Annotated in this window: 24 protein-coding genes and 2 pseudogenes; 20 read left to right on the top strand and 6 right to left on the bottom strand. The window is 61.9% G+C overall.

Going from position 1 to position 26,355, the window contains the following annotated elements; translation table 11 throughout:
* Positions 1–475: 475 nt before the first annotated feature.
* The 7 genes from DEF76_RS15710 to DEF76_RS15680 all read left to right on the top strand — a co-directional run bounded on the left by DEF76_RS15710 (position 476) and on the right by DEF76_RS15680 (position 7,884).
* Positions 476–721, top strand: coding sequence for a helix-turn-helix domain-containing protein (locus tag DEF76_RS15710; protein ID WP_114913102.1), 246 nt, complete (start codon positions 476–478; stop codon positions 719–721).
* A 51-nt stretch (positions 722–772) separates the two neighbouring features.
* Positions 773–2,770, top strand: a complete 1,998-nt coding sequence (gene hyfB, locus DEF76_RS15705; protein WP_114913101.1) for a hydrogenase 4 subunit B — start codon at positions 773–775, stop codon at positions 2,768–2,770.
* Entirely contained in the window at positions 2,767–3,714 is a 948-nt protein-coding gene (locus DEF76_RS15700; protein WP_338025738.1) for a respiratory chain complex I subunit 1 family protein, read from the top strand. The genes hyfB and DEF76_RS15700 overlap by 4 nt, the downstream gene beginning before the upstream one ends.
* Positions 3,714–4,376, top strand: a complete 663-nt coding sequence (locus DEF76_RS15695) for a hydrogenase-4 component E (RefSeq protein WP_114913099.1) — start codon at positions 3,714–3,716, stop codon at positions 4,374–4,376. The genes DEF76_RS15700 and DEF76_RS15695 overlap by 1 nt, the downstream gene beginning before the upstream one ends.
* Positions 4,373–5,821: a hydrogenase 4 subunit F gene (locus tag DEF76_RS15690; protein ID WP_114913098.1), complete on the top strand. Its 1,449-nt coding sequence runs from the start codon at positions 4,373–4,375 to the stop codon at positions 5,819–5,821. Before DEF76_RS15695 ends, DEF76_RS15690 begins: the two co-directional genes overlap by 4 nt.
* The gene (locus DEF76_RS15685) at positions 5,818–7,359 is read left to right on the top strand and encodes a hydrogenase large subunit (RefSeq protein ID WP_114913097.1); all 1,542 of its coding nucleotides are present in this window, start codon (positions 5,818–5,820) and stop codon (positions 7,357–7,359) included. Before DEF76_RS15690 ends, DEF76_RS15685 begins: the two co-directional genes overlap by 4 nt.
* A 93-nt stretch (positions 7,360–7,452) precedes the next feature.
* The gene (locus tag DEF76_RS15680) at positions 7,453–7,884 is read left to right on the top strand and encodes an NADH-quinone oxidoreductase subunit NuoB (protein ID WP_338025737.1); all 432 of its coding nucleotides are present in this window, start codon (positions 7,453–7,455) and stop codon (positions 7,882–7,884) included.
* A 7-nt stretch (positions 7,885–7,891) separates the two neighbouring features.
* On the opposite strand, the gene DEF76_RS15675 is transcribed toward DEF76_RS15680, so the two are convergent.
* A complete protein-coding gene (locus DEF76_RS15675; RefSeq protein ID WP_205216038.1) occupies positions 7,892–8,101 on the bottom strand; it encodes a hypothetical protein in 210 nt (69 codons plus the stop codon).
* A gap of 69 nt (positions 8,102–8,170) precedes the next feature.
* Between DEF76_RS15675 and DEF76_RS15670 the strand changes: the two are divergent.
* Both DEF76_RS15670 and DEF76_RS15665 read left to right on the top strand, forming a co-directional pair.
* A pseudogene (locus DEF76_RS15670) lies at positions 8,171–8,915 on the top strand (transposase); the annotation flags it as partial.
* A gap of 565 nt (positions 8,916–9,480) precedes the next feature.
* The gene (locus tag DEF76_RS15665) at positions 9,481–9,921 is read left to right on the top strand and encodes a c-type cytochrome (protein WP_162800695.1); all 441 of its coding nucleotides are present in this window, start codon (positions 9,481–9,483) and stop codon (positions 9,919–9,921) included.
* Positions 9,922–9,975: 54 nt separating this feature from the next.
* Here the strand turns inward: DEF76_RS15665 and DEF76_RS15660 are convergent, their stop codons facing one another.
* From DEF76_RS15660 to crtD, 3 genes are all read right to left on the bottom strand, one after another.
* A complete protein-coding gene (locus DEF76_RS15660) occupies positions 9,976–11,139 on the bottom strand; it encodes a mandelate racemase/muconate lactonizing enzyme family protein (protein WP_114913093.1) in 1,164 nt (387 codons plus the stop codon).
* Positions 11,140–11,426: 287 nt separating this feature from the next.
* Positions 11,427–12,086: a carotenoid 1,2-hydratase gene (locus DEF76_RS15655; protein ID WP_205216037.1), complete on the bottom strand. Its 660-nt coding sequence runs from the start codon at positions 12,084–12,086 to the stop codon at positions 11,427–11,429.
* A gap of 170 nt (positions 12,087–12,256) precedes the next feature.
* The gene (crtD, locus tag DEF76_RS15650) at positions 12,257–13,846 is read right to left on the bottom strand and encodes a 1-hydroxycarotenoid 3,4-desaturase CrtD (RefSeq protein WP_114913092.1); all 1,590 of its coding nucleotides are present in this window, start codon (positions 13,844–13,846) and stop codon (positions 12,257–12,259) included.
* A 97-nt stretch (positions 13,847–13,943) separates the two neighbouring features.
* Here crtD and DEF76_RS15645 point away from each other — a divergent pair, with 97 nt between their 5' ends.
* From DEF76_RS15645 to pufC, 11 genes are all read left to right on the top strand, one after another.
* On the top strand, positions 13,944–14,813 hold the full coding sequence (locus DEF76_RS15645) for a polyprenyl synthetase family protein (RefSeq protein WP_114913091.1): 870 nt from the start codon (positions 13,944–13,946) through the stop codon (positions 14,811–14,813).
* 39 nt (positions 14,814–14,852) lie between these two features.
* Positions 14,853–15,998 (top strand): methyltransferase, encoded by a 1,146-nt coding sequence (locus DEF76_RS15640; RefSeq protein WP_114913938.1) that lies wholly within the window; start codon positions 14,853–14,855, stop codon positions 15,996–15,998.
* A gap of 80 nt (positions 15,999–16,078) precedes the next feature.
* Positions 16,079–17,032: a chlorophyll synthesis pathway protein BchC gene (bchC, locus tag DEF76_RS15635; RefSeq protein ID WP_240319028.1), complete on the top strand. Its 954-nt coding sequence runs from the start codon at positions 16,079–16,081 to the stop codon at positions 17,030–17,032.
* A complete protein-coding gene (locus DEF76_RS15630; RefSeq protein WP_114913089.1) occupies positions 17,029–17,976 on the top strand; it encodes a chlorophyllide a reductase iron protein subunit X in 948 nt (315 codons plus the stop codon). Before bchC ends, DEF76_RS15630 begins: the two co-directional genes overlap by 4 nt.
* Positions 17,973–19,490, top strand: coding sequence for a chlorophyllide a reductase subunit Y (gene bchY, locus DEF76_RS15625; RefSeq protein ID WP_114913088.1), 1,518 nt, complete (start codon positions 17,973–17,975; stop codon positions 19,488–19,490). Before DEF76_RS15630 ends, bchY begins: the two co-directional genes overlap by 4 nt.
* 4 nt (positions 19,491–19,494) lie before the next feature.
* On the top strand, positions 19,495–20,955 hold the full coding sequence (gene bchZ / locus DEF76_RS15620; RefSeq protein ID WP_114913087.1) for a chlorophyllide a reductase subunit Z: 1,461 nt from the start codon (positions 19,495–19,497) through the stop codon (positions 20,953–20,955).
* 196 nt (positions 20,956–21,151) lie between these two features.
* Positions 21,152–21,385, top strand: coding sequence for a light-harvesting antenna LH1, beta subunit (gene pufB / locus DEF76_RS15615; protein WP_114913086.1), 234 nt, complete (start codon positions 21,152–21,154; stop codon positions 21,383–21,385).
* Between the two features lie 13 nt (positions 21,386–21,398).
* Complete coding sequence (gene pufA, locus DEF76_RS15610) at positions 21,399–21,593, top strand: light-harvesting antenna LH1, alpha subunit (protein WP_114913085.1); 195 nt, start codon at positions 21,399–21,401, stop codon at positions 21,591–21,593.
* Positions 21,594–21,720: 127 nt separating this feature from the next.
* Positions 21,721–22,545 carry a photosynthetic reaction center subunit L gene (gene pufL / locus DEF76_RS15605; protein ID WP_456303860.1) on the top strand — a complete coding sequence of 275 codons (825 nt, stop codon included), beginning with the start codon at positions 21,721–21,723 and terminating at the stop codon, positions 22,543–22,545.
* A 22-nt stretch (positions 22,546–22,567) separates the two neighbouring features.
* Positions 22,568–23,551 (top strand): photosynthetic reaction center subunit M, encoded by a 984-nt coding sequence (pufM, locus tag DEF76_RS15600; RefSeq protein ID WP_114913083.1) that lies wholly within the window; start codon positions 22,568–22,570, stop codon positions 23,549–23,551.
* Entirely contained in the window at positions 23,548–24,567 is a 1,020-nt protein-coding gene (gene pufC, locus DEF76_RS15595) for a photosynthetic reaction center cytochrome PufC (protein WP_114913082.1), read from the top strand. The genes pufM and pufC overlap by 4 nt, the downstream gene beginning before the upstream one ends.
* A gap of 183 nt (positions 24,568–24,750) precedes the next feature.
* On the opposite strand, the pseudogene DEF76_RS15590 reads toward pufC, so the two are convergent.
* A pseudogene (locus DEF76_RS15590) lies at positions 24,751–25,894 on the bottom strand (IS1380 family transposase); the annotation flags it as partial.
* A complete protein-coding gene (locus DEF76_RS15585) occupies positions 25,854–26,261 on the bottom strand; it encodes a chromate transporter (RefSeq protein ID WP_114913081.1) in 408 nt (135 codons plus the stop codon). The pseudogene DEF76_RS15590 and the gene DEF76_RS15585, both read right to left, overlap by 41 nt.
* Positions 26,262–26,355: the final 94 nt, after the last annotated feature.

Below are 26,355 nucleotides of genomic sequence, written 5' to 3'. Positions count from 1 at the left end.
TTCTTTTTGAAAAAAGAACCAAAAACTTTTTATCCGTGCGTCAGATGCTGCGCCGTCGCAAATCGTTTCGTATGACGCCTCACGACCGCACGGCGCTGATCTGGATGGTCGGCGCGATGTCGGTGTAGTTCGGGATATCAGCCATTGACCTGCCCCCCGGTCGTCCCTCGGTCATAACGAGAGTCCGGGTTGATCTGATCCTTCATGGTCGTCGTTGCAAGCGGCCGGCGCGCGGAACTGTCCGGTTGCCCGACGCGTCGGCTGACGTTGCCGCATAACTCAAGAACGACGGCAAATCGGGAGCGTCTCGGTGAAGAGAGTTGCCAGACCCCGATATGCGTCGACCATGGTGAAATCCGTTGGCAACCCTGCTTGCAAACCAGTATCATATTCTATAATCAATGTTCGATATCTTGACAGTGATGTTTTATATGTCTATAGTGATACGCTGAGTGTAGGGGATGGGGAGAGCAGCATGATCACTGCTGGGCAGATGCGGGCGGCCCGTGCGCTCCTTGCGCTGGATCAACGCGACCTTGCCGAACAGACCGGGTTGTCGCTTCCGACGATCCAAAGAATGGAAGCCAGCGACGGCGTTATCCGCGGCAACGTCGATTCCCTCATGAAGCTGATTGCTGGCCTTGAAGCGGCGGGCATCGAACTCATTGGCGAGGGCGCCACAAGTTCGGGCGGAGGCCGTGGCGTCCGGCTGAAAGGTTGAGGCAGAGGACATGGACAAGAGCCTACACGCGGGCCGGTCAAGAGGTTGCTGATGCCTACTGTGTTGGCGTGTATCACCGGGCTGTTCGTTGTATCAGCGCTGTCGCTTTTCCTGGCCCGTCACCGCGCCGCCACGCCAGTCGTCTATGGTGCCTGCCTAGCCATTTCGCTTACGTTGTGCGCAGTCTCCCTGCTGTCTATCGGCCAAACCTCCTCGGAGGTGGTTCTGCCTCTCGGCATCCCTTGGCTCGGCGCGCATTTCAGGCTCGATCCGCTCTCATGCGCCTTTCTTGCCATCATCAATTTCGGTGCGGCGAGCGCGTCCCTCTATGCGCTGGGGTATGGGCGACACGAAGCGGAGCCCGCCCGCGTGCTGCCGTTCTATCCCGCCTTTCTCGCGGCGATGAATCTCGTGGTCGTCGCCTACGATGCCTACAGCTTCTTGTTCAGCTGGGAACTCATGTCACTGGCATCGTGGGCGCTGGTGATGGCGCGCCATCGCGCGGCAAAGACGGCCTATGCGGGATTCGTCTACCTGATCATGGCAGGCTTCGGCACGTTCGCGCTGCTGTTCGCCTTTGGCCTGCTCGCCGGTACGCATGGCGATTATGCTTTCGCCGCCATCCGTGAGCACCACCTCTCGCCCGGCTTGGCCGGGCTTGTGCTTGTCCTGGCCGTTGGCGGCGCCGGCTCCAAGGCGGGCTTGGCACCATTGCACGTCTGGCTGCCACTCGCGCACCCGGCGGCACCAAGTCATGTTTCAGCGCTGATGAGCGGCGTGATGACGAAGGTTGCCATCTATGCGTTCATCCGCATCGCCTTCGATCTGATGGGCGATCCAAGCTGGTGGTGGAGCTTGCCGGCGCTCCTGCTCGGCGGCGCAACGGCGGCGATCGGCGTGCTGTACGCGTTGATGGAAACGGATCTGAAGCGCGTGCTCGCCTACAGCACCATCGAAAATGTCGGCATCATCTTCATCGCGATCGGTCTGGCCTTGGCCTTCAAGGCCAATGGTTTGGCCGGCGCCGCCGCGCTGGCGTTGACCGCCGCGTTGTTCCATGCCCTCAATCACATGCTGTTCAAGAGCGCCCTATTTTTCGGCGCCGGCACGGTGATCGTGGCGACCGGTGAGCAGGACATGGAGCGGCTGGGCGGCTTGATCCCCCGCATGCCGGTCTCCTCCGCAGCGTTCCTCGCAGCCAGCATGGCCATTTCGGCGTTGCCGCCATTCAACGGCTTTGCGTCCGAATGGCTGATCTTTCAGAGCATCCTCGTCAGCCCCCAATTGCCACAGATGGGGCTGAAGCTGCTGGTGCCCGCGGTCGGCGTTCTGCTCGCTCTCGCCGCGGCACTCGCGGCCGCTTGTTTCGTGCGCGCCTTCGGAGGCACCTATCTCGGCCGCCCGCGGACAACCGCGGCCGCAGAGGCGCACGAAGCCGACCGCTGGTCACTCGCGGCGATGCTTATCTGTGCTGCTCTTTGCTTGTTGGCCGGCCTGTTTCCCGGAATTATCATCGACTGGTTGCAGCCGGTTCCGGCCGCGTTTGTGGCCGGGCATATGCCGCCGCAGGCGGATATTCCTTGGCTGTCCATTGTGCCCGTATCGGCGAGCCGCAGCTCGTATAACGGTCTGCTTCTGTTCGGCTTCGTGGTGGCCGCCGCTTGCCTTGCCGCCGCCATGGTCCATCGTTTCGCCTCCCGGACCGTGCGCAAGGCGCCGTTCTGGGATTGCGGCTATCCGGGGCTTGGCGTCGTCGCGCAATACTCCGCCACCAGCTTGGCGCAGCCGATACGGCGGGTGTTCGCCACGGTGGCGTTCGCTGCGCGCGAGCAAGTCGAGATGCCGGCACCCGGCGATCCGCGGCCGGCAACTCTGCGAAGGTTTTTGCGTGATCCGGTTTGGGATTTCATGTATGCGCCGATCGCCAGCGCGGTCGGCGCAGCAGCGACGTTGTTGAATCATATCCAGTTCTTTACGATCCGCCGTTTTCTCAGCTTCGTCTTCACCGCGCTCGTCGTCCTTCTGGTGGTTCTAGCGCTATGGGGATGACGTCCGCGCTCGCAGCCCAATTCGGGCAGATGATAATCGTCCTGGCGCTTGCTCCGGCATTGACCGGCGTGACGCGGAAGATGAAGGCGCGGCTGCAACGCCGGATCGGGCCGCCGATCGTGCAGCCTTATCGCGACCTACGGCGTCTGTTCAGCAAAGATGTCGTTCTCGCCGACAATAGCTCATGGCTCTTCCGCGTCGCCCCCTATCTGATCTTTGCCGCCACCTGGGTCGCGGCGGCGCTTGTCCCAACCTTTCAAACTAACCTTCCGTTCAGTTGGGCCGGCGACCTGATCGCCATCGTTGCGCTCCTCGGCGCGGCACGCTTTGTCCAAGCCGTCGCGGCACTCGATACCGGAACCAGCTTCGGTGGCATCGGCGCCAGTCGTGAGGTAATGATCGCCGCTCTCGCGGAGCCGGCGATGATCATGGTCGTATTCACGGTCGCTCTCGTCGCGGGATCAACGCAATTGTCCACCATCGCGGCCTTCATGGTAGACATGGCGGGCTTGCGCGTTTCGCTCGCGATGGCGCTTGTCGCGCTCATCATCGTCGCGCTGGCAGAGAACGCCCGCATCCCGGTCGACAATCCGTCCACGCATCTCGAAGTGACAATGGTGCATGAAGCGATGGTGCTCGAATATTCCGGTCGCCATCTCGCGATGATTGAACTGGCGGCGTCACTGAAACTGCTTCTCTATGTCTCGGTCATCGCTTGCATCTTCTTTCCGTTCGGACTGATCACCGACGGAGCGGGACTACCGGCGCATGCGATTTCCCTCGCAGCCTACCTCCTGAAGGTCACCATCGCGGGTCTGCTGTTAGCGACGCTTGAAACCGTCATCGCAAAGATGCGTGTGTTCCGCGTGCCCAATCTGCTCGGGATCGCGTTGATGCTTGGCCTGCTGGGCACATTGCTGCTCTTCGTATCGGGGGGCATGTGATGTCGCCATTGGCCTTTGACATCGCCCATATGTTCGCCGGCGGTCTCGTCCTCGTCAGTTTCATGATGCTTTATCAGGACCGGCTACTGCCGTTGATCAACGTCCTGTCCCTACATTCCCTTCTCCTAGCGCTGTCGGTTGCATGGCAAGCGCACATCCAGGACAAGCCCGATCTCTATGTGACGGCGACGATCGCGCTCGGCTTCAAGAGCATCATCATCCCGATGGCGCTCCGCCGCATGGTGGTGCGTATGGAGTTGCATCGGGAGCTCGAGGTCGCCGTCGGGACCGGTATGACGATGCTGCTCGGCATCGGTCTTGTCGCTCTTTCCATGGATTTGATGCTGCGCGTGACGGCCGGCGCCAGCGCGCTGGTCCGGGAAGATGTGGCCCTTGCGCTCTCAGTCGTGCTCCTCGGGCTTCTGATGATGGTGACACGCCGGAACGCTGTCAGTCAGGTCATCGGCTTCATGTCGATCGAAAACGGGTTGATCCTCGCGGGTACCGGCGCGCGCGGCATGCCTTTGGTGGTGGAAATCAGCGTCGCCTTCTCAATCTTGATCGCCTTCATCGTCATCGGAATCTTTCTGTTCCGTATCCGCGAGCGCTTCGACACCGTCGATCTTCAGGCACTGGATCGTTTCCGCGGAGAGCAGCGATGAGCATGCTGGCGTTCAACCCCATCATCGCTCTGCTCCTAACATCGCTGGTCGCGGCCGCGGCGCTTGCCTTTGTCGGGGATTATCGCTGGTCGGCGCGGTTGAATATACTTGCCAGCTTCGTCGTACTGCTTTTCGCGATGCTGCTCTTCGGCAGCCGGCCGCCCGTCGACGATCTGCTGCTCGCCGACGACCTCAACGTGGTGTTCATCGCCTTGAATGCCTTCGTGGGTTTCACAACGAGCACATTCAGCGCCAGCTACATCGGGCATGAACTGGAGACTGGACGTCTCACGCCCGGCTATCTGCGCTTCTACCACGTGATGTTCCAACTGATGATGTTCGGCATGGACCTGGCGCTGACGGCCAACAATATCGGCCTGATGTGGGTTGCGATCGAACTGGCGACGCTCTCGACCATCATGATGGTCGGCATCTACCGCACGCACGAGGCGCTGGAAGCCGCCTGGAAGTATTTCATTCTGGGCAGCGTCGGGATCGCGCTGGCGCTGTTTGGAACGATCCTCGTTTATCTCGCAGCAGTGTCGACCATCGGCGAGGGCGTGGGCGCGATGGCGTGGACCAACCTACTGCGCCACGCCGCCACGCTTGACCCTTCGCTGCTGAATATAGCGTTCGTGTTTCTCCTGCTTGGCTATGGCACCAAGGTCGGCCTGGCGCCGATGCACGCCTGGCTACCGGACGCCCATGCGGAAGGGCCGACGCCGGTCTCCGCCGTGCTTTCGGGATTGCTGCTGAATGTGGCGCTTTATGCGGTGTTGCGATTCAAGATGATCGTTGCGGCAAATCCCGGAACGATCGCCGTCGGGCCGCTGATGATAACGCTCGGTCTCGGCTCGTTGATCTTCGCCGCCTTTATGCTCTATCGGCGCCGCGACATCAAACGCATGTTCGCCTATTCGTCGATCGAGCACATGGGGATTATCGTCTTCGCCTTCGGGATGGGCGGCCCCCTCGGCAATTTCGCTGGCCTGTTGCAGATGACCATGCACAGCCTGACGAAATCAGCTATCTTCTTCTCGGTTGGTCACGTCGCCCAGGTCAAGGGCACACAGAAGATCGCCGATATTCGTGGGCTGACGACCAGCCACCCGCTTCTCGGCTGGACGCTCATCGCCGGGGTCGTCGCGATCGCGGGGCTGCCGCCCTTCGGCGTATTCATGAGTGAGTTTCTGGTTGTCACCTCGGCCTTCGCGCAGGAACCCGCACTTGCTGCGCTCGCAGCCTTTGGCTTGCTGGTGGCATTCGGCGCGCTCCTGCTGCGTATGAGCTCCATCGCCTTCGGCCAACCCACCGGGTCGATGACGCCGGTGCGCGCTTCTTACGTGCCGATCTTCGCGCATTTGAGCCTTGTGCTGATCGCCGGGCTTTACATGCCCGGAGCCATGGTCGCCTGGTTTCAAAACGTCGCGGGTTTGCTCAAATGACGATGTCCGATCAATTGCTGCCTGATCCGTTCGACCGTTTGAATGGGCGCATCGTTGCCGAGCACGGCCCGTGGCCCAGAATAGAGGTGCAGGCCGATATTTGGGCGGAAGCGGCAGATCGCTTGAGTCGCGAAACCTTGACCCTGCTCGCTCTCTGGGGCGAACCACAGATCGTTCATATGGCCATCGCGGACGCCAATGACCCGAACCGCATCCTGGTGTTGAGCACCTCGTGCCCCGATGGCCGCTATCCCTCGGTGGGGCGCGTACATCCGCCGGCGATTCGGTTGGAGCGTGCTGTCGCCGATCTGTTCGCACTTGTTCCAGTCGGGCTGCCGGATACGCGACCCTGGCTCGATCACGGGAAATGGGGCGTGCAGGCCCCGCTTGCCGCGCAGCGAAACGACGCCCGACCAGCCGAGGAGTACGGATTCCTTCCCGTCGAAGGAGAGAACATTCACGAGTTGCCGGTCGGGCCGGTTCATGCCGGCATCATCGAGCCGGGACATTTTCGCATCAGCGCCGATGGCGAGACCGTGGTGCGTCTCGAGGAACGCCTCGGCTACACCCACAAGGGCATCGAGAGTCTCCTGCAAGGCGCCGACCTGGAGCGGGCGGCGCGATTGGCGTGCCGCTGCTCCGGCGATTCAACCGTCGCTTACGGCCTGGCATTTGCGCGTGCGGTGGAAGCGGCGCTTGGTTGGATACCGCCCACACGCGCCGCCTGGCTTAGAGCCCTGATGGCGGAACTGGAGCGTCTTGCAAATCATCTCGGCGATGTTGGCGCGATCTGCAACGATGGCGGGTTCGCCATCATGCTCGCTCATTGTTCGGCGCTGAGGGAACAAGTGCTCCGGGAAGCAGGCGCATGCTTTGGGCACAGGCTGATGATGGATTGCATCGTACCGGGCGGTGTCGTCGGCGATATCGACCCCGCTGGCGCGGCACGTATTGCCGCTTTGACGGCAGACATCCGTCGTCGTTTTCAGCGGCTCGTCGAGCTTTATGATTCAACCGCATCAATGCAAGACCGTACCGTTGGAACGGGCGTCCTACGGCGGGCATTTGCCGGGCAGTTCGCGGCCGGCGGATTTGTCGGTCGCGCCTCGGGCCGCAAATGCGACGCGCGACGTTGGCCGGGCTACGCTCCTTACGACGAGCTGGAATTCGACATCCCTGTGCTTCAGGAAGGCGATGTGAACGCTCGACTTTGGATTCGCGTCCGCGAAGTGGAGCAGTCCATTCGGCTGATCGAGCAAATCGTCGCCAAGTTACCCGATGGCCCGATTAGGACGGAGAATGGCAGCAGCCCCGCGAACGCGGCAAGCGAGGGCATGGCGATCGTCGAAGGCTTTCGTGGCGACATTCTTGCTTGGATTCGAATCGGCGCTACCGGTCGCATCGAACGCTGCCATCTGCGCGATCCGTCCTGGTTCCAGTGGCCACTGCTGGAGGCTGCGATTGAAAACAACATCGTCGCGGATTTTCCAATCTGCAATAAATCCTTCAACTGCTCCTATTCCGGGCATGATCTCTGAGGGTGGCCAATGCGTAAGACACTATTCGAGAGTCTCACCCGACGCCCCTTTACTGAAAAGTTGGCTATCTCGGGTGATCCGGAAATCGCTCGCATGGCTGCCGAACTGGCTGTCAAGGCTCGCCGCCAGCTTGGCCGCAGCCTGTCTCTGCGGCTTGTGGATGCGGGTTCGTGCAACGCCTGCGAACTTGAGCTCAACGCCTTGAGCAATCCTTATTACGATCTCGAACGCTTCGGATTGCGCTTCGTCGCCTCGCCTCGCCATGCCGATGTGCTGCTCGTGACCGGCCCGGTGACGAAGAACATGCGCGAGGCGCTTCTACGAACCTACGACGCTATGCCAGCGCCGAAATGGGTCGTCGCTGTTGGCGATTGCGCAGCTTGCGGCGGTCTTTACGCCGATAGCTATGCGTGCGAGCGCGGCGTCGGAGGGGTGCTTCCCGTCAACCTTCGCATTGCCGGATGCCCTCCATCGCCAACCAAGCTGCTGGAGGGACTTCTGGCGCTTTGTATCCCTCCGGCGTGACTTTCGATTACCCACAAATATTTGCGACGCTGCCTGCTCCGAGGGTGATATCGGTGAGGCGCATCATTCCGCGCCATATAACGGTATTGCCGGGTGGGGGATCACTCGCGCGGGCGAGATAGCCGCCGAGGCGTGCGATTTTGGTGAGATAATGCGATAGTGTTTTCTGGTCGCATGGCTCTTGATCTTTGACGATATGATCGAGCAAGTTGGACATCTCGAAGAACCCCTAGTGCCTGGCGCGATTTGGTGATTCGCTGTGGCGGGTGAAGCGGTGGAGGGTGAGATGGTGTCGCAGCCTGGGTTCTTTGATCTCGACGATCGGTATGCGGCGTTGTCGAAAGCGGGCGATCCACTGTGGTTCGGCTGAAGGAGATCGTGCCTTTCGAGACGTTCCGCTACCGGCTGGAGAAGGCGCTGAACCGCAGCGACCGGGCCCGCGGCGGGCGTCCGCCTTACGATTGCGTGCTGATGTTCAAGGTCCTGGTGCTGCAGGCGCTCTACAACCTCTCCGACGACCAAGCGGAGTTCCAGATCGGCGACCGGCTGTCGTTCATGCGCTTCCTCGACATGGGGCTGTCGGACAAGGCGCCGGACGCGAAGACGATCTGGCTGTTTTGCGAGCTTCTCACCCAGACCGGAGCGATCGCAAAACTGTTCGCGGTATTTGACGCGCGGCTGAAGGAAAGCGGCTATCTCGCCATGGCGGGTCAGATCATCGACGCGAGCCTGGTGGCGGCGCCGCGGCAGCGCAACACCGAGGAAGAGAAGAGGGTGATCAAGGCCGGCGAGATCCCCGCGGGCTGGCAGGACACGCCGGCCAGGCTGCCGCAGAAGGATCGTGAGGCGCGTTGGACGGTGAAGTTCACCAAGGCGAAGACGAAGCCGGACGGATCGATGCCGCCGGTGTGTGGGCCGATACCGCATACCGGTCGAAGCAGAACGAGGCATGGCTTGCGGACAACGGCATGCGCTCATGCATTCATCGCAAGAAACCGCGGGGCCGGCCGATGCCGCGCCGGGATTCCCGGCGCGGTTCATGCAGCGCCTGGCCTGGCTCGACAGGCGAACTGCGCCCGCCTGACCGAAATCGCGCTGGTCGGAGGCAGATATTCGCTCCGCCAGTCCAGAATTCAGCACCAGACACCGCCCAACTCACCCCCATCAACGCCCCAACCCCGGCAAGCCATCCCATGTCGCCGCCAAAACGACGACAACCCACGCGGTTCTTCGAGGTGTCCAATTGCTTAGGAAAACACGCTGTTTGACTGGGGCCAAGGGTGGGATGAAGCTCGCCATCGTTGCGATGGTAAAGACCAGCGCGAGAATACCGGGGCCAATCACCAATCGCCCTCTCCGCCATGGCGATCGAGCAGGGGCAGGCTGTAGATAGGGTTGTCATCGCAGCCCCAAATAGGGTGTCACGCAGGACCTCGAGACGGCGCGCAAGAAAACTGCTCATCATTGCTCTCCTGAAATCTAATCGCACGCGGCGGTTGCCGCAGCGGTGCTCAGCGCCTATCCTCGGGACCGATCTTCCCGGGCGCGAGCCGGAGAGTGAACCGCCCCGAGAAGATCATAATAAGGAGAGGAATCATGACGCGAGGAAAAGGCCCGGGATTGAACATTGCCCTCATGGTGGCTGTGCTCGCCATCCCGATTGCCGCGCGCGCGGCCGATGCCCCGGCGGCGCAGGCGGCGCTCCAGCAAGCGGTTCAGAAAGGTGCGGATCTCTTCGCGCATGAGAGTTTCGGCGGCGCCGGCACTTGCGAGACATGCCATCTCAATGGCGGGCGCGATCCTGGCAAGCTTCCGAACGGCAAAGCGATCCCGAGCCTAGTCGGCGCGGCGGCAGGGTTCCCGCGCTACTCCCCGCGTGCGCAGGCGGTAATCACGCTTTCGCAACAGATCGGCGGCTGCATCCACAACGCCCTCAAGGGTACGCCGCCGGCCCCGGGCAGCGCCGATATGGTGGCGCTCGAAACTTATATCACCTCGCTCTCAAAAGGCGCGGTGATGGGGCCGCAATTCAAATAAGGCCACAAAATCCCGAGACCGCGCCAGGCATTCCCGCGCGCCGACGCGCGACGCTTAGGTGCTGAGAGACGCCATGATCGCGTAGAGATCGCTTTTCCCCTCAAAGCCGATACCCGGCAACGGCGGTAGGGTGACATGGCCACCCTCGACGCGGACACCGTCGGGGAAGCCGCCGAAGGGCTGGAACAGATCGGGGTAAGACTCATTGCCACCGAGTCCGAGCCCCGCTGCGATCGCGAGCGACATCTGATGGCCGCCATGCGGGATGCAGCGCGAGGGCGACCAGCCATGGCGCGCCAGCATCGCGAGCGTGCGGAGATATTCCACCAGGCCGTAGCTCAAGGCGCAATCAAACTGAAGCCAGTCGATCTCCTTGCGCATCCCGCCATAGCGGATGAGGTTTTGCGCATCCGCGGTGGAGAAAAGGTTTTCCCCGGTCGCCATCGGCTTCGGGTAATGCTGCGCGAGTTCGGCCTGCAAGGCGTAATCGAGCGGATCGCCCGGCTCCTCGTACCAGAAAAGGTCATAGGCCGAGAGCGCCCGGGCATAGGCGATCGCCGTCTTGGTATCGAAGCGGCCATTGGCGTCGACCGCGAGCTTGCAACCGGCAGGGAGGATTGCGAGCACCGCCTCAATGCGGGCGAGATCTTCGGCGAGCGGCACGCCGCCGATCTTCATTTTTACCACCGTATAACCGCGGTCGAGATAGGATCGCATCTCATCCACCAGCATGCGGTTATCCTTGCCAGGGTAATAATAGCCGCCCGCGGCGTAGACGAAGACCTTCGGGTCGGCGATCCGGCCGTTTGTCTCGGCGAGCAACGCAAAGAGCGGCTTTTCGGCGATTTTCGCGGTCGCGTCCCACACCGCCATGTCGATCGTGCCGATCGCGACCGAGCGTTCGCCATGGCCACCGGGCTTCTCGTTCTTGAACATCGTCGCCCAGATCCGGTGCGGATCGAGATTGTCGCCAGCGTCGTTCAAAAGCGCACCGCTCTCAGCTTCCATCAGCCGCGGGATGAAGCGCTCGCGCATCAGGGCGCCCTGGCTATAGCGGCCGTTGGAATTGAACCCATAGCCAACCACCGGCTTGCCATCGCGGATCACATCGGTGATGACGGCGACCAGACTCAGCGTCATCTTGCTGAAATCGATATAGGCGTTGGCGATGGGCGAGGCGATGGGAAGGGTTCGTTCGCGGATGTCAACGATGCGCATGCGTGTTCTCCAGAATATCGTCGCCGATATGGCCCGGCCGGCCCCGCCATGGCCAATGCCGATTGATCATGGCGGGTGGGAAGAAAAGTCTCGGCGGTGGTGCTGATCTGGCGCGAACACTCCCTTGAACTTCCCCGGGGCGGAAATTCCAGCCGCTGGCGCAGCCCCTGATCCGCGCCGGCCATATTGGCGCAGCCATGCCCGCCGCGAGCGCCGACTCGTCGTTGTGGTCAGGAGGATATCGGAAAATGCCTAGACTTCTATTGAATAGAGCGTGAATAGAGCGATCAGCCGATGCGGCGCATGCGAAAAGGGAGCATGAATTGCACCCAAGGGGCGCGAAAGCGATCGAGAAATAGGCTTTCGTGCATCACCCGCACCGAGGTGCCGCCGAGTTCGCCGGCGAGCATGCTGCGGGCATAAAAGGGCGTATCCTCAAGGGTTTTGAGGATACGGAGGGTGCCCGGATCGGCGCGGGCGGCACGTGCAATTCGCCAACCGGTGCGCGCAAGCGGCGTTGCTGGCGGCGCGGGGATTTCCTCTAAGCCACCTTTATCGTCGGCCTGGAGGGCGATTGTTCGCGGCATGCCGACGCGCGGGACGACGTCGTAAAAAATCGCCGCATGATGCGCGAGATGAGCGCGGCTCCAATGCCAGTGGGAAAACGCTGCCTCGAGCGGCGTGTCTCCGGCATTACTGTCGAGATAGGCACGGCCCGACCAGGAAAGCGCTGGCTTCGTCATCACGACTTCGATATCGGCGATGGGCGCGATCGGTGACCAGACATGTCGCGCTTCGTCGTCGAGCGCGACCAGACGCTCTGCGCGCGCGGTCGGATAAACGCGGACATGGCCGCGAAGGTGGCGCCGCCAGGGGGCACTCCATTCCGCGATTTCGATCGCGAGATGATCGCCACGCCAGGCGAGGCTGTTGTCGGCAAGGGTCAACCAATCGGTGCCGCGACCGAGATGCCGCTCGCCATACTCGGTGAACGCCCAGCGCTCGGTGGCGCCGCCATAAAGCGCGATATTGAACGCGGCATGGGCGAAAGGATTGGCGCGGCCGCGGCGGCGCGCGCGCGCGTAAAACGGGGAGAAGACGCTACCGAGAAACGCGATCAGCGTGAGGCCGTAACGAGCGTCGTCGCTGATGGCGTCGAGATACCACCAAACATACCCACCGGGTGCAACCGCGACGTCGAAGCGAGATCCGCAAGCAGGCTCATAGCGGCATGCCCGCCTGAGAGCGCCGCCATCGGCAGCCCCGCCCCCGGATGCACGCTGCCCCCGGCGAGATAAAGGCCCGGCAGGCTCGTCCGCGCCCCCGGCCGGCGGAACGATTCCTGCCAGCCATGGATCGCCCGGCCATAGAGCGCCCCCCCGGTCGCTGGAAATCGTGCCGCGAAGTCGGCTGGCGTGCTGATCAGCCTCTTCGCCGGGTCGCTGCGGAGGGAGAGGCCACAGCGCGCGAGGGTTGCCAATGTTACGGCTTCGCATCGCGTGATCTCCGCGTCAGTGAGGGGGCGCTGGTCGCCACAGGCAGGGGCATTGACGATGCAGAAAAGCCGCTCCCCGCCAGCCGGCGCTTGCGTAGTGCTGGCACGCCACGCGCCCCGATCATCACGATCCTGAGCGCAGAGATAAACCGAGGGGCGGCCCGGCAGCCGGCCGTGCGTGACGATATCGCTGAACTCGGCCTCATAATCGGGCGAGAAAAAAACTGAATGATGGGCGAGCGGAAATCCCTCGACATCGGCACGCATCGCCCACGTCATCGCCGAGAGTGAACGCGAGCCGCCGGCGATCGCAGAGACCGCGCGCCGGCCGGCGTCACCGAAAAGCCCGCCGGCGAGCGCCGCGACATCGCCATTGGCGATCACCGCATCGGCGGCGATCTCTTCGCCAGAGGCAAGGCGTACGCCACAGGCGCGCCCGCCGACGGCGAGAATTTCCGCAACCTCGCTCCTTGTGCGCAACCGCGCGCCGTGGGTTAGGGCGAGCGTTCGCAAGGCTTCGGCCAGGCGATACATCCCGCCTTCAACAAGCCAGACGCCGCTTTGCTCGACATGGGCGATCAGCATTAGCGTCGCCGGGGCAAGCGTTGGCGCCGCACCGCAATAAGTCGCATAGCGCGCAAAGAGCTGGCGCAGGCGCGGGTCGGGAAAATATGTCTCAAGCGCGCGCCAAAGCGGGCGGAACGGCGAAACCCGCGCCATCGCGAGAAGCCCGGAAATCCCTGCCCCCGCAAGCAGGGTTTTGAGGCGCGGAGTCCTCGCCCGTAAAAACGGCGTCTCTAATGCTTTGAAAATCGCCTGTGCATCGCGGCAAAAGCGGTGAAAGCCGCGTGCCGCGGCGGCGCCGGCGAAGACGCCGATCGCCTGTTCACTTGCCCGCGGATCGGCGAAAAGATCCAGCCTTGCCTCGGCGTTCCAGGCATGGCGGGCAAGAAGGCTCGCCGGCCGCAGGGTCAGATGGTCGGCGAGCGTGGTGCCGGCGCGTGCGAAGATGGCCTCGAACACGTCGCGCATCGTCAATACCGTTGGCCCGACATCGATCGTGGCGCCGGCGATGTCGACGTGTGCGAGCTTGCCGCCGATGACATCCGCGCGCTCGACGAGCGTGACGGCGAGCCCGTGCACCGCGAGATCGAGCGCGGCCACCAAGCCACCCATACCAGCCCCGATGATGACCACGTGCGGTGTGCGCATGACGTATTTTCCACCCTAAAAGGGCTTGACATGAGCGTCAATAAAGAACGACACTTAAAATGTCAATACAGAATGACACTTGCGGAGGAGGCAGACCATGGACGCCGTCACCCGGATCGAACGCAGTCTCACCGACGCGATCAATCTCTGCACCGCGCCAGAAACGCCACCCCGGCTTGCCGCCGCCATGAGACATGCGGTTTTTCCGCGCGGCGCCCGTGTTCGTCCGCGTCTTTGCCTCGCCGTTGCCGCGGCGTGTGGTGATTCCGATCCGACGCTGACGGATGCTGCCGCGGCGGCGATTGAACTGCTCCATTGCGCTTCTCTGGTTCATGATGATCTCCCGTGCTTCGACGATGCGGCGCTGCGGCGGGGGCGCAAATCGGTTCATCGCGCGTTCGGTGAGCCGATCGCCTTGCTCGCCGGGGATGCGATGATCGTGCTGGCCTTCGAGATCTTGGCGCGCAAAGGGGCGCCGTCACCCGCGCGCCTGCCGCCTTTGCTGCTCATCATCGCGCAAGCGGTTGGTGTGCCGGCTGGCATTGCCGCCGGCCAAGCCTGGGAGTGCGAGCCGCGCGTCGATCTCGCTTGCTATCAGCGCGCCAAGACTGGTGCCCTGTTCGCCGCGGCGACCATGGCGGGCGCGGCATCGGTCGGGCGGGATGGCGAGAGCTGGCGCGGTCTCGGCCTTGCCATTGGCGAGGCGTATCAGATCGCCGACGACATTCGCGACCTCGTTGGCAATGAAATGGAGCTCGGCAAACCCGTCGGGCAGGACGCGGCACATCATCGGCCGAATGCGGCAGCCGAGCTCGGCCTTGCCGGCGCTGTCGCGCGGCTGCGAAGCTTGACCGAGGAAGCGATCGCGATCATTCCGCCCTGTCCCGGCGCGGCCGATCTCGCAGCCATCATCCAATCGGAAGCGCGACGCCTCGTGCCGCGCGACTTGGCCCGGCAAGCTGCCTGAGTGGCGGCAATGGCCGGGCTTCCGGCAGAAGGCGAGATGATGACCGGGGGGATCGCGAAAGTGCCGCCCGCTAACCGGTCGTGGTTGGCGCGTTGGCGCGGCTTTCGCGATCGCCTGCTGGTCAACCCGGCGTTTCAGCGTGCCGCGATCGCGCTGCCCTTTACCCGGCCGATCGCGCGCCGGCGGACGCGGGCGCTGTTCGATCTCTGTGCCGGCTTCGTCTATTCGCAGATTCTGCACGCGAACGTGACGCTAGGGCTTTGCCCGCTGCTCGCCGAGGGACCGGCATCGCTCGCCGAACTTGCCCGGCGCTTGTCGCTGCCGCTGGCCAGTGTCGCGCGTCTTCTCGACGCTTCGGTTGCCCTCGGCTTGGCCGAGCGGCGTGGCGGGCGGTTTGGCCTCGGGCCGCTGGGCGCGGCGCTGATCGCCAATCCTGGTGTCGCTGCTATGGTCGAACACCACCGCGCGCTCTATGCCGATCTCGCCGACCCGGTAGCGCTGCTGGCCGCGCGGCCAAAAGACACAGCACTTGCGCGCTACTGGCCCTATGCCGGCATGGCACCGGATGCGCGTGCGCTCGGGATCGAGCAGGTCGAAGCGTATTCAGCGGTGATGGCTGCCTCGCAGCCGATGATTGCCGAGGAGGTTCTGGCCGCCTATCGGTTTTCCCGTCATCGTTGCCTTCTTGATGTCGGTGGCGGAAGCGGCGCGTTTTTGCTCGCCGCGGCAAGACGCGTGCCCACGCTTCGCCTCATGCTCTATGATCTCCCCGCGGTTGCGACGATGGCCCGCGCAAAGCTTGCCGCGGCCGGGCTCGGCCAAAAGGTCTTGATTTCGGGTGGGGATTTTTTCGCCGATCCTCTGCCGCAAGGCGCCGACGTCATCACCCTGATCCGCGTTTTACATGACCATGACGATCGGGCGGTGTTCAAAATCCTGCGCGCAACACGAGCAGCGTTGCCCGCCGGCGGCCGCGTCGTGATTGCCGAGCCGATGGTAGGAACAGCCGGCGGCGATCGTGTGAGCGACGCCTATTTCGGATTTTACCTGCTGGCGATGGGCCAGGGCCGACCGCGTAGCCCGGCGGCCTACACCGAATTGCTGGCGGCCGCGGGCTTTCATGCGGCCAAGCTTTTACGCACGCGCCTCGACATGCTGGCACGGGTGATCGTGGCTTCGGTGTAAATAACACTTGACATTTATAGTCGTCGTCTTAGGCTGACAGCGATAAGAAGCCCCGGCGCGGGCGACGGAGGAAAGCAGCGATGCCGACAGGGTTGGATACTTTGGCCGTGGTCTTGGAAGAGCCGAAGCGTCTCCATCTCTCGCGCCTCGATCTTACCGCGCCGCGTGCCGATGATGCCGTTGTCGAAGTCGCGTGGAGTGGCATCAGCACTGGCACCGAGCGTCTTTTGTGGCTTGGGCGGATGCCGCCATTTCCTGGTCTCGGCTATCCCCTGGTGCCGGGCTATGAGTCGGTCGGGCGTGTGGTCGAGGCCGGCAATAGCGGGACGGTGCGGGTTGACGATTGGGTTTTCGTCCCGGGCGCCAATTGCTTCGGCGCGGTGCGCGGCCTCTTCGGTGGCGCCGCGGCGCGGCTCGTGGTGCCGGATACGAAATTGGTTCCGCTCGATCCTTCCCTCGGCGAGAGGGGGACGCTGCTCGCTCTCGCCGCGACGGCGTATCACGCGATTTTGGCGCCCGGGGCGACTCCGCCCGATCTCATCATAGGCCATGGTGTTCTCGGGCGCCTGCTTGCGCGTCTGACAGTGCTTGCCGGCAAAAAACCGCCTGTGGTGTGGGAAAAAGATCTCGCCCGCCGCGCCGGCAGCGACGCCTACCCGGTGCTCGCGCCGGAAGAAGACCCGGAACGCGGCTATGCGGTGATTTGCGATGCGAGTGGCGATGCGGGCGTGCTCGACACGCTGATCGCCCGACTTGCGCGCGGTGGCGAGATCATTCTCGCGGGGTTCTACGCGGCCCCTCTCACATTCGCCTTTCCGCCAGCATTTTTGCGCGAGGCGCGCCTCCGCGTCGCTGCCGAGTGGCAGCCCGCCGATCTCGCAGCAGTCAAATTGCTCGTCGAATCCGGCGAGCTTTCCCTCGATGGCCTGATTACCCACCGGAGCGGGGCAGCCGAGGCCGACCAGGCCTATCGCACCGCGTTCGAAGATCCCCTCTGCCTCAAAATGGTTCTCGATTGGAGATTGGTTTCATGAATGCCATTATCGACGTCGCTGGCCAACCGGAAGGCAAAAGCCAAACGCAGATCATCGCTATCTACGGCAAGGGAGGCATCGGCAAAAGCTTCACGCTCGCCAATCTCAGCTACATGATGGCCCAGCAAGGCAAGCGTATTTTACTCATCGGATGCGACCCCAAGAGCGACACTACCTCGCTCTTGTTTGGCGGGCGTAGCTGCCCGACCATCATCGAGACCTCATCGAAAAAGAAGCTCGCCGGCGAAGTGGTCAGCATCGGCGATGTGTGCTTCATGCGCGATGGCGTGTTCGCCATGGAGCTTGGCGGCCCCGAAGTGGGACGCGGCTGTGGCGGGCGAGGCATTATCCACGGCTTTGAACTGCTCGAAAAGCTCGGCTTTCACCAATGGGCTTTTGACTACGTGCTGCTGGATTTTCTCGGCGACGTCGTCTGCGGCGGATTCGGGCTGCCGATCGCGCGCGACATGTGCCAGAAGGTAATCGTTGTCGGCTCGAATGACCTGCAATCGCTGTACGTCGCCAACAATGTTTGTTCAGCGGTGGATTATTTCCGCAAGCTTGGGGGCAATGTCGGCGTCGCGGGCCTTGTGATTAACAAGGATGACGGTACCGGCGAGGCAGAAGCGTTCGCCGCCGCCGTTGGTATCCCGGTTTTGGCGGCGATCCCGGCTGACGAGGACATCCGCCGCAAAAGCGCAAATTACGAGATCGTCGGCCGCCCGGGGGGACGCTGGGCACCGCTTTTCGAGGCGCTTGGCGAACAGGTGGCCTCTGCGCCGCCTCTCCGCCCAAACCCTTTGACACACGAAACTTTGCTCGGCCTCTTCAAAGGCGAAACGGTTGGGCGCGGCGTGACGCTGACGCCAGCAACAGAATCCGACATGTGCGGCAGCGCCGTCCTCACCCGGCCATCGCTAGAGGTTCATTACGAGGGGGCATGAGCGCGATGGCGATGACCGAGGGCCCCAGGACGACGCCGGAAATTGGCGGCTGCCACGGCGGGCGCGAAACCATGCTGGCCGCGGCAGCAGAGGCGGGGAAGGGTGAGGGCATTGCCCGCCTCCTCGCCGATTACCCGCGCGGGCCGCATGATCAGCCGCAATCCATGTGTCCGGCGTTCGGCTCTCTCCGTATCGGTCTGCGCATGCGCCGTGTCGCGACCATTCTCTCCGGCTCTGCCTGCTGCGTCTACGGGCTAACCTTCACCTCGCATTTCTACGGCGCACGGCGCAGTGTCGGCTACGTTCCATTCAACTCAGAGACCTTGGTCACTGGCCAGCTTTTCGAGGATATCCGCAAAGCGGTATTCGAGACAGCGAAGGCCTCTGATTATGATGCGGTTGTGGTCATCAATCTTTGTGTCCCCACGGCCTCTGGTGTGCCGCTCGATCTCCTGCCAAAGGAAATCGACGGCGTGCGCGTCATCGGCATCGACGTGCCGGGTTTCGGCGTCCCGACCCATGCCGAGGCCAAGGATGTGCTGACCAGCGCGATGGTTCGCTATGCGCGCCTCGAGGCGGAGGCGGGGCCGGTTGCACGGCCGCGTGGCCCACGGAGCGAGAAGCCAACGCTTACCCTGATCGGTGAAATGTTCCCCGCTGATCCCGTGGGTATTGGCAATCTCGTGGCGCCCCTGGGCCTCGCGATCGCACCACATTTGCCGGCGCGCGAATGGCGCGATCTCTACGGGGCGCTCGACTGTGTTGCGGCCTGTGCCCTGCACCCGTTTTATGTCGCAACCACGCGCGAGTTGGCGCTTGCCGGACGCAAGGTGATCGGCTCCGGCCCAGTGGGCCTCGAGGGCACCGCCAACTGGCTCGATGCCGTCGCCGCTGCGGCCAACATCGCGCACGGCGTGTGCGATGAAGCCAAAGCGGAGATATTGGCGCCTATAACGGCCGCACGCGCACGCCATCGGCTTGCCGCGCGCCTCACGATCTCGGGCTATGAGGGCTCAGAATTGTTGGTCGCGCGTCTGCTCGCGGAAGCCGGCGCGGAAATTCCCTATGTCGGCACGGCCTGCCCGCGTACCGCATGGAGCGCGGAGGACGAGGCGTGGCTGACCGCGCATGGCACCCATGTGCAATACCGCGCCTCTCTCGAACAGGACCTAGCGGCACTTCGCGACGTGCGGCCAGATCTCGCTCTGGGGACGACGCCGCTTGTCCAGAGGGCCAAAGAGTCGGGGATTCCCGCGGTCTACTTCACCAATATCATTTCCTCGCGGCCGCTGTTCGGGGCTGCCGGTCTCGCGTCGATCGTCAGCACGATCGACGCGCAAATGCAGGGACGCGAGCGTTTCTCTCGGATGGTGTCGTTCTTTCAGGGGGTCGGTGCAGGTAACGCTGCGGGCTATGGCTGGCAAGGCGTCCCCCAAGAGCCCAGTGGCTTTCGCGATCGTTGGCGCCGGTCGCACGCGCAACGGGCTAAGGCCGAAGAAGCGGTAGGAACCTAAGCCAATGCTCGTGATCGATCATGACCGTGCGGGAGGATATTGGGGCGCCGTTTATGCCTTTACCGCTATTCGTGGCTTGCGTGTGGTGATCGATGGGCCTGTCGGCTGCGAAAATCTGCCAGTGACGGCAGTCTTGCATTACACCGACGCGCTGCCGCCTACGGAGCTTGCAATCGCCGTGACCGGTCTCTCCGAAGAGCATCTCTCGTTGAGCGGAACAGAAGAGGCGATGCGGCGGGCGAGTGGAACCCAGGATCAGGAGCTACCCGCCGTGGTGGTGACCGGTAGCATCGCCGAGATGATTGGCGGTGGCGTCACGCCTGAGGGATCTAACCTGATGCGCTTCATCCCGCGCACCATAGATGAAGACCAATGGCAAAGTGCTGACCGCGCACTCAATTGGCTGTGGTCGGAATTTGGGGCTAAGCGCATCAAGCACCGCGCACGCAAGCCACGTGCACAAGGTGCGAAACCACGTGTCAACATCATTGGTCCAGCTTATGGCATGTTCAATATGCCATCCGATCTTGCAGAGATTCGGAGAATAGTCGAGGGGATAGGCTGCGAGATCAATCTGACATTTCCGCTCGGCGCACATATCGACGATGTGCCGCGCTTGAGTGATGCGGACGTGAATATCTGTCTCTACCGGGAATATGGAAGGAAACTCGCTGAAGAGCTTGGGGTGCCATATCTCCAAGCACCAATCGGCGTGTTTGCGACGACGAATTTTCTTCGCACTTTGGGAGAATTGACGGGCCTGGATCCAGAGCCATTCATTGAGGCGGAAAAGCACACGACTCTAAAAATGGTGTGGGATTTGTGGCGCAGCGTGACGCAGGATTTCTTCGCGCAGGCGAATTTTGCGGTCATCGCCAACGATACCTACGCATTTGGTATTCGGCAACTTCTCGAGGCGGAATTGGGAATTCCCTGCGCGTTTTCTTACGCGCGAAAGCCTGGCCTGAAGCCGGATAACGCCTTGGTTAGAGAGTCGCTCCGGACATGCAAGCCACTCGTGACCTTTGGGTCTTATAACGAGCGCATGTATCTCGCGGAACTCGAGAGCCGATCGATGTATATTCCAGCCTCGTTCCCAGGCGCTCTCATTCGTCGCGCAACCGGGACGCCCTTCATGGGCTACGCTGGCGCCGCCTATCTCGTCCAGGAATTTTGCAACGCGCTCTTTGATGCCTTGTTTCATATCCTGCCGCTTGGCACGACACTCGACCGTGTTGAACCGACACCAGCGCGAGCAATGGGTGACGTACTTTCGTGGGAGCCATCCGCTGTTAGCGCGCTCGAGTCTTATGTTGAAGCGCAGCCATTTCTTCTTCGTATTTCGGCGGCTAAACGCGCACGCGATTATATCGAGAAAACGGCCCGCGGGCGAGGAAGGTCGAGGATCGACAGGGAGCATGCGTCGGCCGCGCTCGATGAAATCAATTTAGGAGTGTCGGCATGAGCGCGCGACACTCAGAGATCGTCTTCCGCTTTTCCATCGCGAAGGCGTTGATCGTTGCTTTCGGGACGGGAAGCCGAAGTGATCGCCTGGAAAGTCCGGGCGATGACGCCACCATGGCGAGTCGCGCCATGGCGCCTTACCGCGCGGGCTTTGCGCGGCGTGAGCCCCCAGGGCCGTAGACCGGAGAAGAAAGGAAATGTCAGGTTCATCATCGAAAGGAGAGTCGCTGTCAGGTTTAACTGACGCGGAAGCCCGTGAGTTTCATGCGATCTTCATGCAGAGCTTCATTGGCTTCACGATCGTTGCCATCATCGCCCATGTCCTCGCGTGGATCTGGCGTCCATGGCTGCCGGGCGTGCATGGCTACCAGACGTCGCTTTTGGATAGCGCGCATGGTTTGGCAACGCACGCGCTATCGCTGCTGACGTGAGGGAGGAGATCACATGTATAAAATATGGCTGATCTTCGACCCGCGCCGGGCGCTGGTCGCGTTGGGTATCTTTCTCTTTGCACTGGCTTTGCTGATTCATTTCATTTTGCTCAGCACGGACCGGTTCAATTGGCTGGATGGTCCACACGCGACGATGGCCGCGTCGCAAAATTCGGCGATGCCGTCGCCGCAAGGGCAAGGGAAATAGTCCCTCGCTTTTCGGCAGGATGGGCGGGAATACGGAACTGACAGACCTATTCTCGTCCGTCTCCTGAACGAGAATCTGAGGGGGTGGAAACTTCACGGGTATCTGGCGGGAGGTTTGGGTCGTGTCTATGCTCAGCTTTGAAATGAAATACCGCGTGCGAGGCGGGACGCTGATCGGGGGCGACCTGTTCGATTTTTGGGTGGGACCATTTTATGTGGGGTTTTTTGGCGTAACAACGGCATTTTTTGCGAGCCTCGGGACTGCCCTCATCGTGTGGGGCGCTGCCATTCAGGGCACGGCCAATCCCTGGCGTATCAGCATTGCACCGCCAGATATCAGCTATGGCTTGGCGTTAGCGCCACTCAAGAGCGGCGGGCTCTGGCAATTGATTACGATCTGCGCCGTCGGCGCGTTCGTATCCTGGGCGCTACGACAGGCGGAAATCGCACGAAAACTCGGGATGGGGCTGCATGTTCCTATCGCGTTTAGCTTCGCGATCTTTGCTTATGTAAGCTTAGTTGTCATCCGGCCTCTGTTGCTAGGCGCATGGGGTCATGGATTTCCGTACGGAATTATAAGCCATTTGGATTGGGTTTCGAACACTGGGTATCAGTATCTGCATTTTCATTATAATCCGGCGCATATGATCGCGATTACATTCTTTTTTACCAATGTGCTTGCGCTCGCGTTGCATAGTTCCCTGGTTTTGTCAGCTCTTAATCCGGGGCGGGGGGAGACGGTAAAAACTGCCGAGCATGAAAATACGTTCTATCGTGATTTCATTGGGTACTCCATTGGCACCCTCGGCATTCATCGGCTTGGCATGTTTCTCGCGGTATCGGCGAGTTTCTGGAGCGCGATTTGTATCATTATCAGCGGCCCGTTTTGGACCAGGGGATGGCCGGAGTGGTGGTCGTGGTGGCTTAATCTGCCGTTCTGGAGCGGCCAGTAGGCGGGGAGGAAAGATAGCGAAAATGGGCGAATATCAAAATATTTTCAATCGTATCGAGATTCAGGCGCCGGCTTATCCGGGCGTGCCGCCGCGCGAGGCTGGCGTGTGGCCGCGGCAGGGGCAAGGGCGGTTCAGCCGTCTTCTTGGGCGCATCGGTGATGCGCAGCTCGGCCCGATCAGCCTTGGCTGGACGGGCGTTGCCTCACTGATCTCAGGTTTCATAGCGATCGAAGTGATCGGGTTGAACATGTGGGCTTCAGTGAATTGGAATCCGATCCAGTTCGTGCGGAAACTTCCCTGGCTTGCGCTCGAGCCGCCGCCGCCGGCGATGGGTCTGCGGCTTTTTCCGCCGTTGAGCCAAGGGGGATGGTGGTTAATCGCGGGCTTTTTTCTGACCCTGGCGATCTTGTTGTGGTGGGTCAGAACCTATCGCCTGGCACGTAACCTTGGTTTGGGAACGCACACGGCGTGGGCGTTTGCGGCTGCAATTTGGCTCTATTTGGTATTGGGTTTCATACGTCCCATTTTGATGGGAAGCTGGGGCGAGGCGGTACCGTTCGGGATCTTCCCACATCTGGACTGGACAGCAGCATTCTCATTGCGATATGGGAATTTGTTCTATAACCCGTTTCATATGCTGTCTATTGTATTTCTCTACGGTTCTGCCGTTCTGTTTGCCATGCACGGGGCAACGGTGTTGGCGACGAGCCGGTTTGGCGCCGAACAGGAGGTCGAGCAGGCACTCGATCGCGGCACGGCTTTTGAGCGCGGGGCGCTGTTTTGGCGTTGGACGATGGGCTTCAATGCGACAGCGGAATCGATACATCGCTGGGCGTGGTGGTTTGCGGTTCTCTGCCCACTCTGCGGGGGTATCGGCATTCTGCTGACTGGCACCGTCGTTGATAACTGGTTTCTCTGGGCCGTAAAGCATGGCGTGGCGCCATCGTACCCGCAGGTGTGGCCGGCAGTTCATGATCCGGCTTTAATGGGAGGACATGCGTCATGAGGATCGGGCTGCCACTCACGATCGCGATTGCGGTTGCGATCTTTATCGGCATGCTGGCGACCTTTGAGCGCCCGCCGGTGAGGTTCATCCAAAATGGCTATCGGGGAACGGGTATGGATTTGGTGTATAATCCGCGTACCGTGGCTACCGAGCTTGCAGCGAGCCATATCCCGCCAACGCTGCCACAAGCCGGCGGGGAAGGGCCGAAAGCCGGGGCGGTTTACAAAAATGTACAGGTTCTCGGGGATGTGAGTGTTGGTGAGTTCACGCGGCTGATGGCGGCGATGACCGTTTGGGTGGCTCCCAAGCAAGGCTGTGGCTATTGCCATGAGGCGGGAAATTTCGCGTCAGATAAGCTTTATACGAAAATCGTCGCGCGCCGCATGGTGCAAATGGTCAAGCATATTAACGGCGCGTGGTACGACCATGTGGGGGCAGTGGGGGTGACGTGCTATACGTGCCATCGTGGTCAGCCGGTTCCCGCCGCGATCTGGTTCGAGCCGAACCCTCCGCACGCATTGGGCTCCGTCGAGAGTGACACGGGGAAGAATTTGCCCGCGCCGGTCGCTGGCGGCTCCTCGTTGCCGTTTGATCCGATCACGGCGTTCCTGGTATCGGACGACCAGATTCGCGTCCAGTCGACAACAGCGTTGCCAGAGGGCGATCGGTCTTCCATCAAACAGACGGAGTGGACGTATGCCCTGATGATGCATTTTTCGCAGGCGCTCGGTGTGAATTGTGTTTTCTGCCACAACTCGCGGGCGTTCGAGCAATGGAGCGAGAGCACGCCACAACGCGTCACGGCGTGGTATGGAATTCGGATGGTGCGCAATCTAAACAGCGACTATCTCTTGCCTCTGGCGAATACGCTGCCCGCCTATCGACATGGGCCGAAGGGGGATGGGCCGAAGATTCTGTGCGCGACCTGTCATCAGGGCGTATATAAGCCGCTTTTTGGGGCTCAAATGGCCAAGTCGTTTCCAGAACTTCTCGGAAATGCGGGTGGCGCGCAGTGATCGCGGCGTGGCGTACTGATGAAATGCGAGCCGTCGGCCGGCGGAAAAAAGGGGGGCGTTTTGCCCGTTGTCGAGGCGGCGTGATGGATCTCCGGCCAATCTGCGCTGGTTTTGGAGGGCTTGGCGATGTTTCGGCGCTGGAGTTGGCTGATATTGTGACTGGTCGGGCGACCGCCCCTGAACTCAGACCAGCAACCTGGGCAGTCTGGCCAGAGCGTAGCTGAGGATGACCTGATCCGGCATTGATCGTGGCAGATGCAGACGAACTGATTTCTTCAATATCTTGATGCGGACGGCGAGTTTGATCAGGCGCAGGCGCAAGGTATCGAACTGGATGCCGCGCCAGCGTGAACGACGTGGCATCAGGGAGCGAAAACTCCACGTGAGCCAGTAGGCGCCGATATGCAGGAACAGGCGCATCTGATTGGCGCTGGCCGCGCGCGCAGTAGATGTCTTGGTACACGGTGCGTGGCGATCCGGCTTTCAGGTTGGTGACGATGAATCGAGTATCCACGCCCAGTGGTCCGGCCTCGACGCGCGCGATGATTCGCTCGACGCGATCCCCGCTTGCCGCGCCATCGTTGAACTCCTTGAACCGCCGGACTTTCTTGCCCGGCGTCTGTTCTGCCCGGGCCGTGGTGCTGGCTTCCAGAGCGATGACGTGTTTGCGTAGCGTCGATGTCGTCGCAACACCGAAGATGTAGCGCAGGTCGCGCGCGCGACAGAAGCGCAGCACTTCCGGCGTGCAGTAGTGGGAATCGCCGCGCAGCATGATCGCGGTGCGCGGCCAGTGGCTGCGAATGGCATCGATCAGGCGGCGTAGCGATTTGACGATCTGGGTCCCTTTCGGTCGGCAGGCGGGGCGGAGCACGGCGGCCACCATGCGGTCGTCGCCGTCGAACACCACGATCGGTTGGTATCGGTACTCATCGTGGTGCGCGTTGAACAAGCAGAGTTGCTGTGCGCCGTGGACGGCATCGAAGGTATCGTCGATGTCGAGCACGATCCGGTTGGGCACGCTGCAGACACTCGAGCAATAATGCTCGACCATCGCCAGCCCCATGCGCAGCAGCGCGCGGGGGCCGGGCAGGTTCTCTGCGCGCGAGATCGTCGCCTGCGAGCACAGATCCCCCGCCTCGGGCAGGTGCTCCATCGCGAGCTTGAACATCGGATCGCGGCGCAACCTGTCCGCATCGTTGCCGTCCTCGTAGCCGGCCGCGATCATCAGCATGCGAAACCGGATGATCTCGTCGAGCCCATGGACCACACGGCCGGGTGCACGCGGATCATCGATGCATGCGGCCAAACGACTTGCGATGCCAAGCCGCATCGGCCAGGGCGCCGAGCCGCGCCACGCCGGCGGCAAACGCGACCAAAGCGAGCGCAGAAGGCGCTGAAAACCCAAACCACGCGGCGATGCCGCCGGCCAATCTGGCACGTAGGATGCCAAGGCTGACCGCGACCTGGCTACTCGCTGGGTCGGGAAGAAACTGGCAAAGAGCGACCAGATCCGCATAATGCGCCTCATCGAGCCATTGTCGGCGCGCGACGAACTCGGTGCGGAAATAGCCGAGATGGGCGATTGGCCCGCCGAAACTTGTGCATCCGAGGCGAAGAAAAATGCGCAGCACCTCGCCGAGCCGGTTCGGCGGGCCCGCCGCACGGGAGCCAAGAGAGGTCGGCTCTGATGTCATGCTTCGCTCCCTCACCGCTGCCGCCCAATGATGGCGCAAGCCGAGATGAGCTTACAAACGCGGGATTTCGCGACGCCGCCGGCGAGCCGAGAGT

The sequence above is a fragment of the Acidibrevibacterium fodinaquatile genome (assembly GCF_003352165.1).
In the GTDB taxonomy this organism is placed as follows: Bacteria; Pseudomonadota; Alphaproteobacteria; order Acetobacterales; family Acetobacteraceae; genus Acidibrevibacterium; species Acidibrevibacterium fodinaquatile.
Note: the sequence above shows the minus strand (reverse complement) of the source record. Positions and strands in the feature narration are given on the sequence as shown.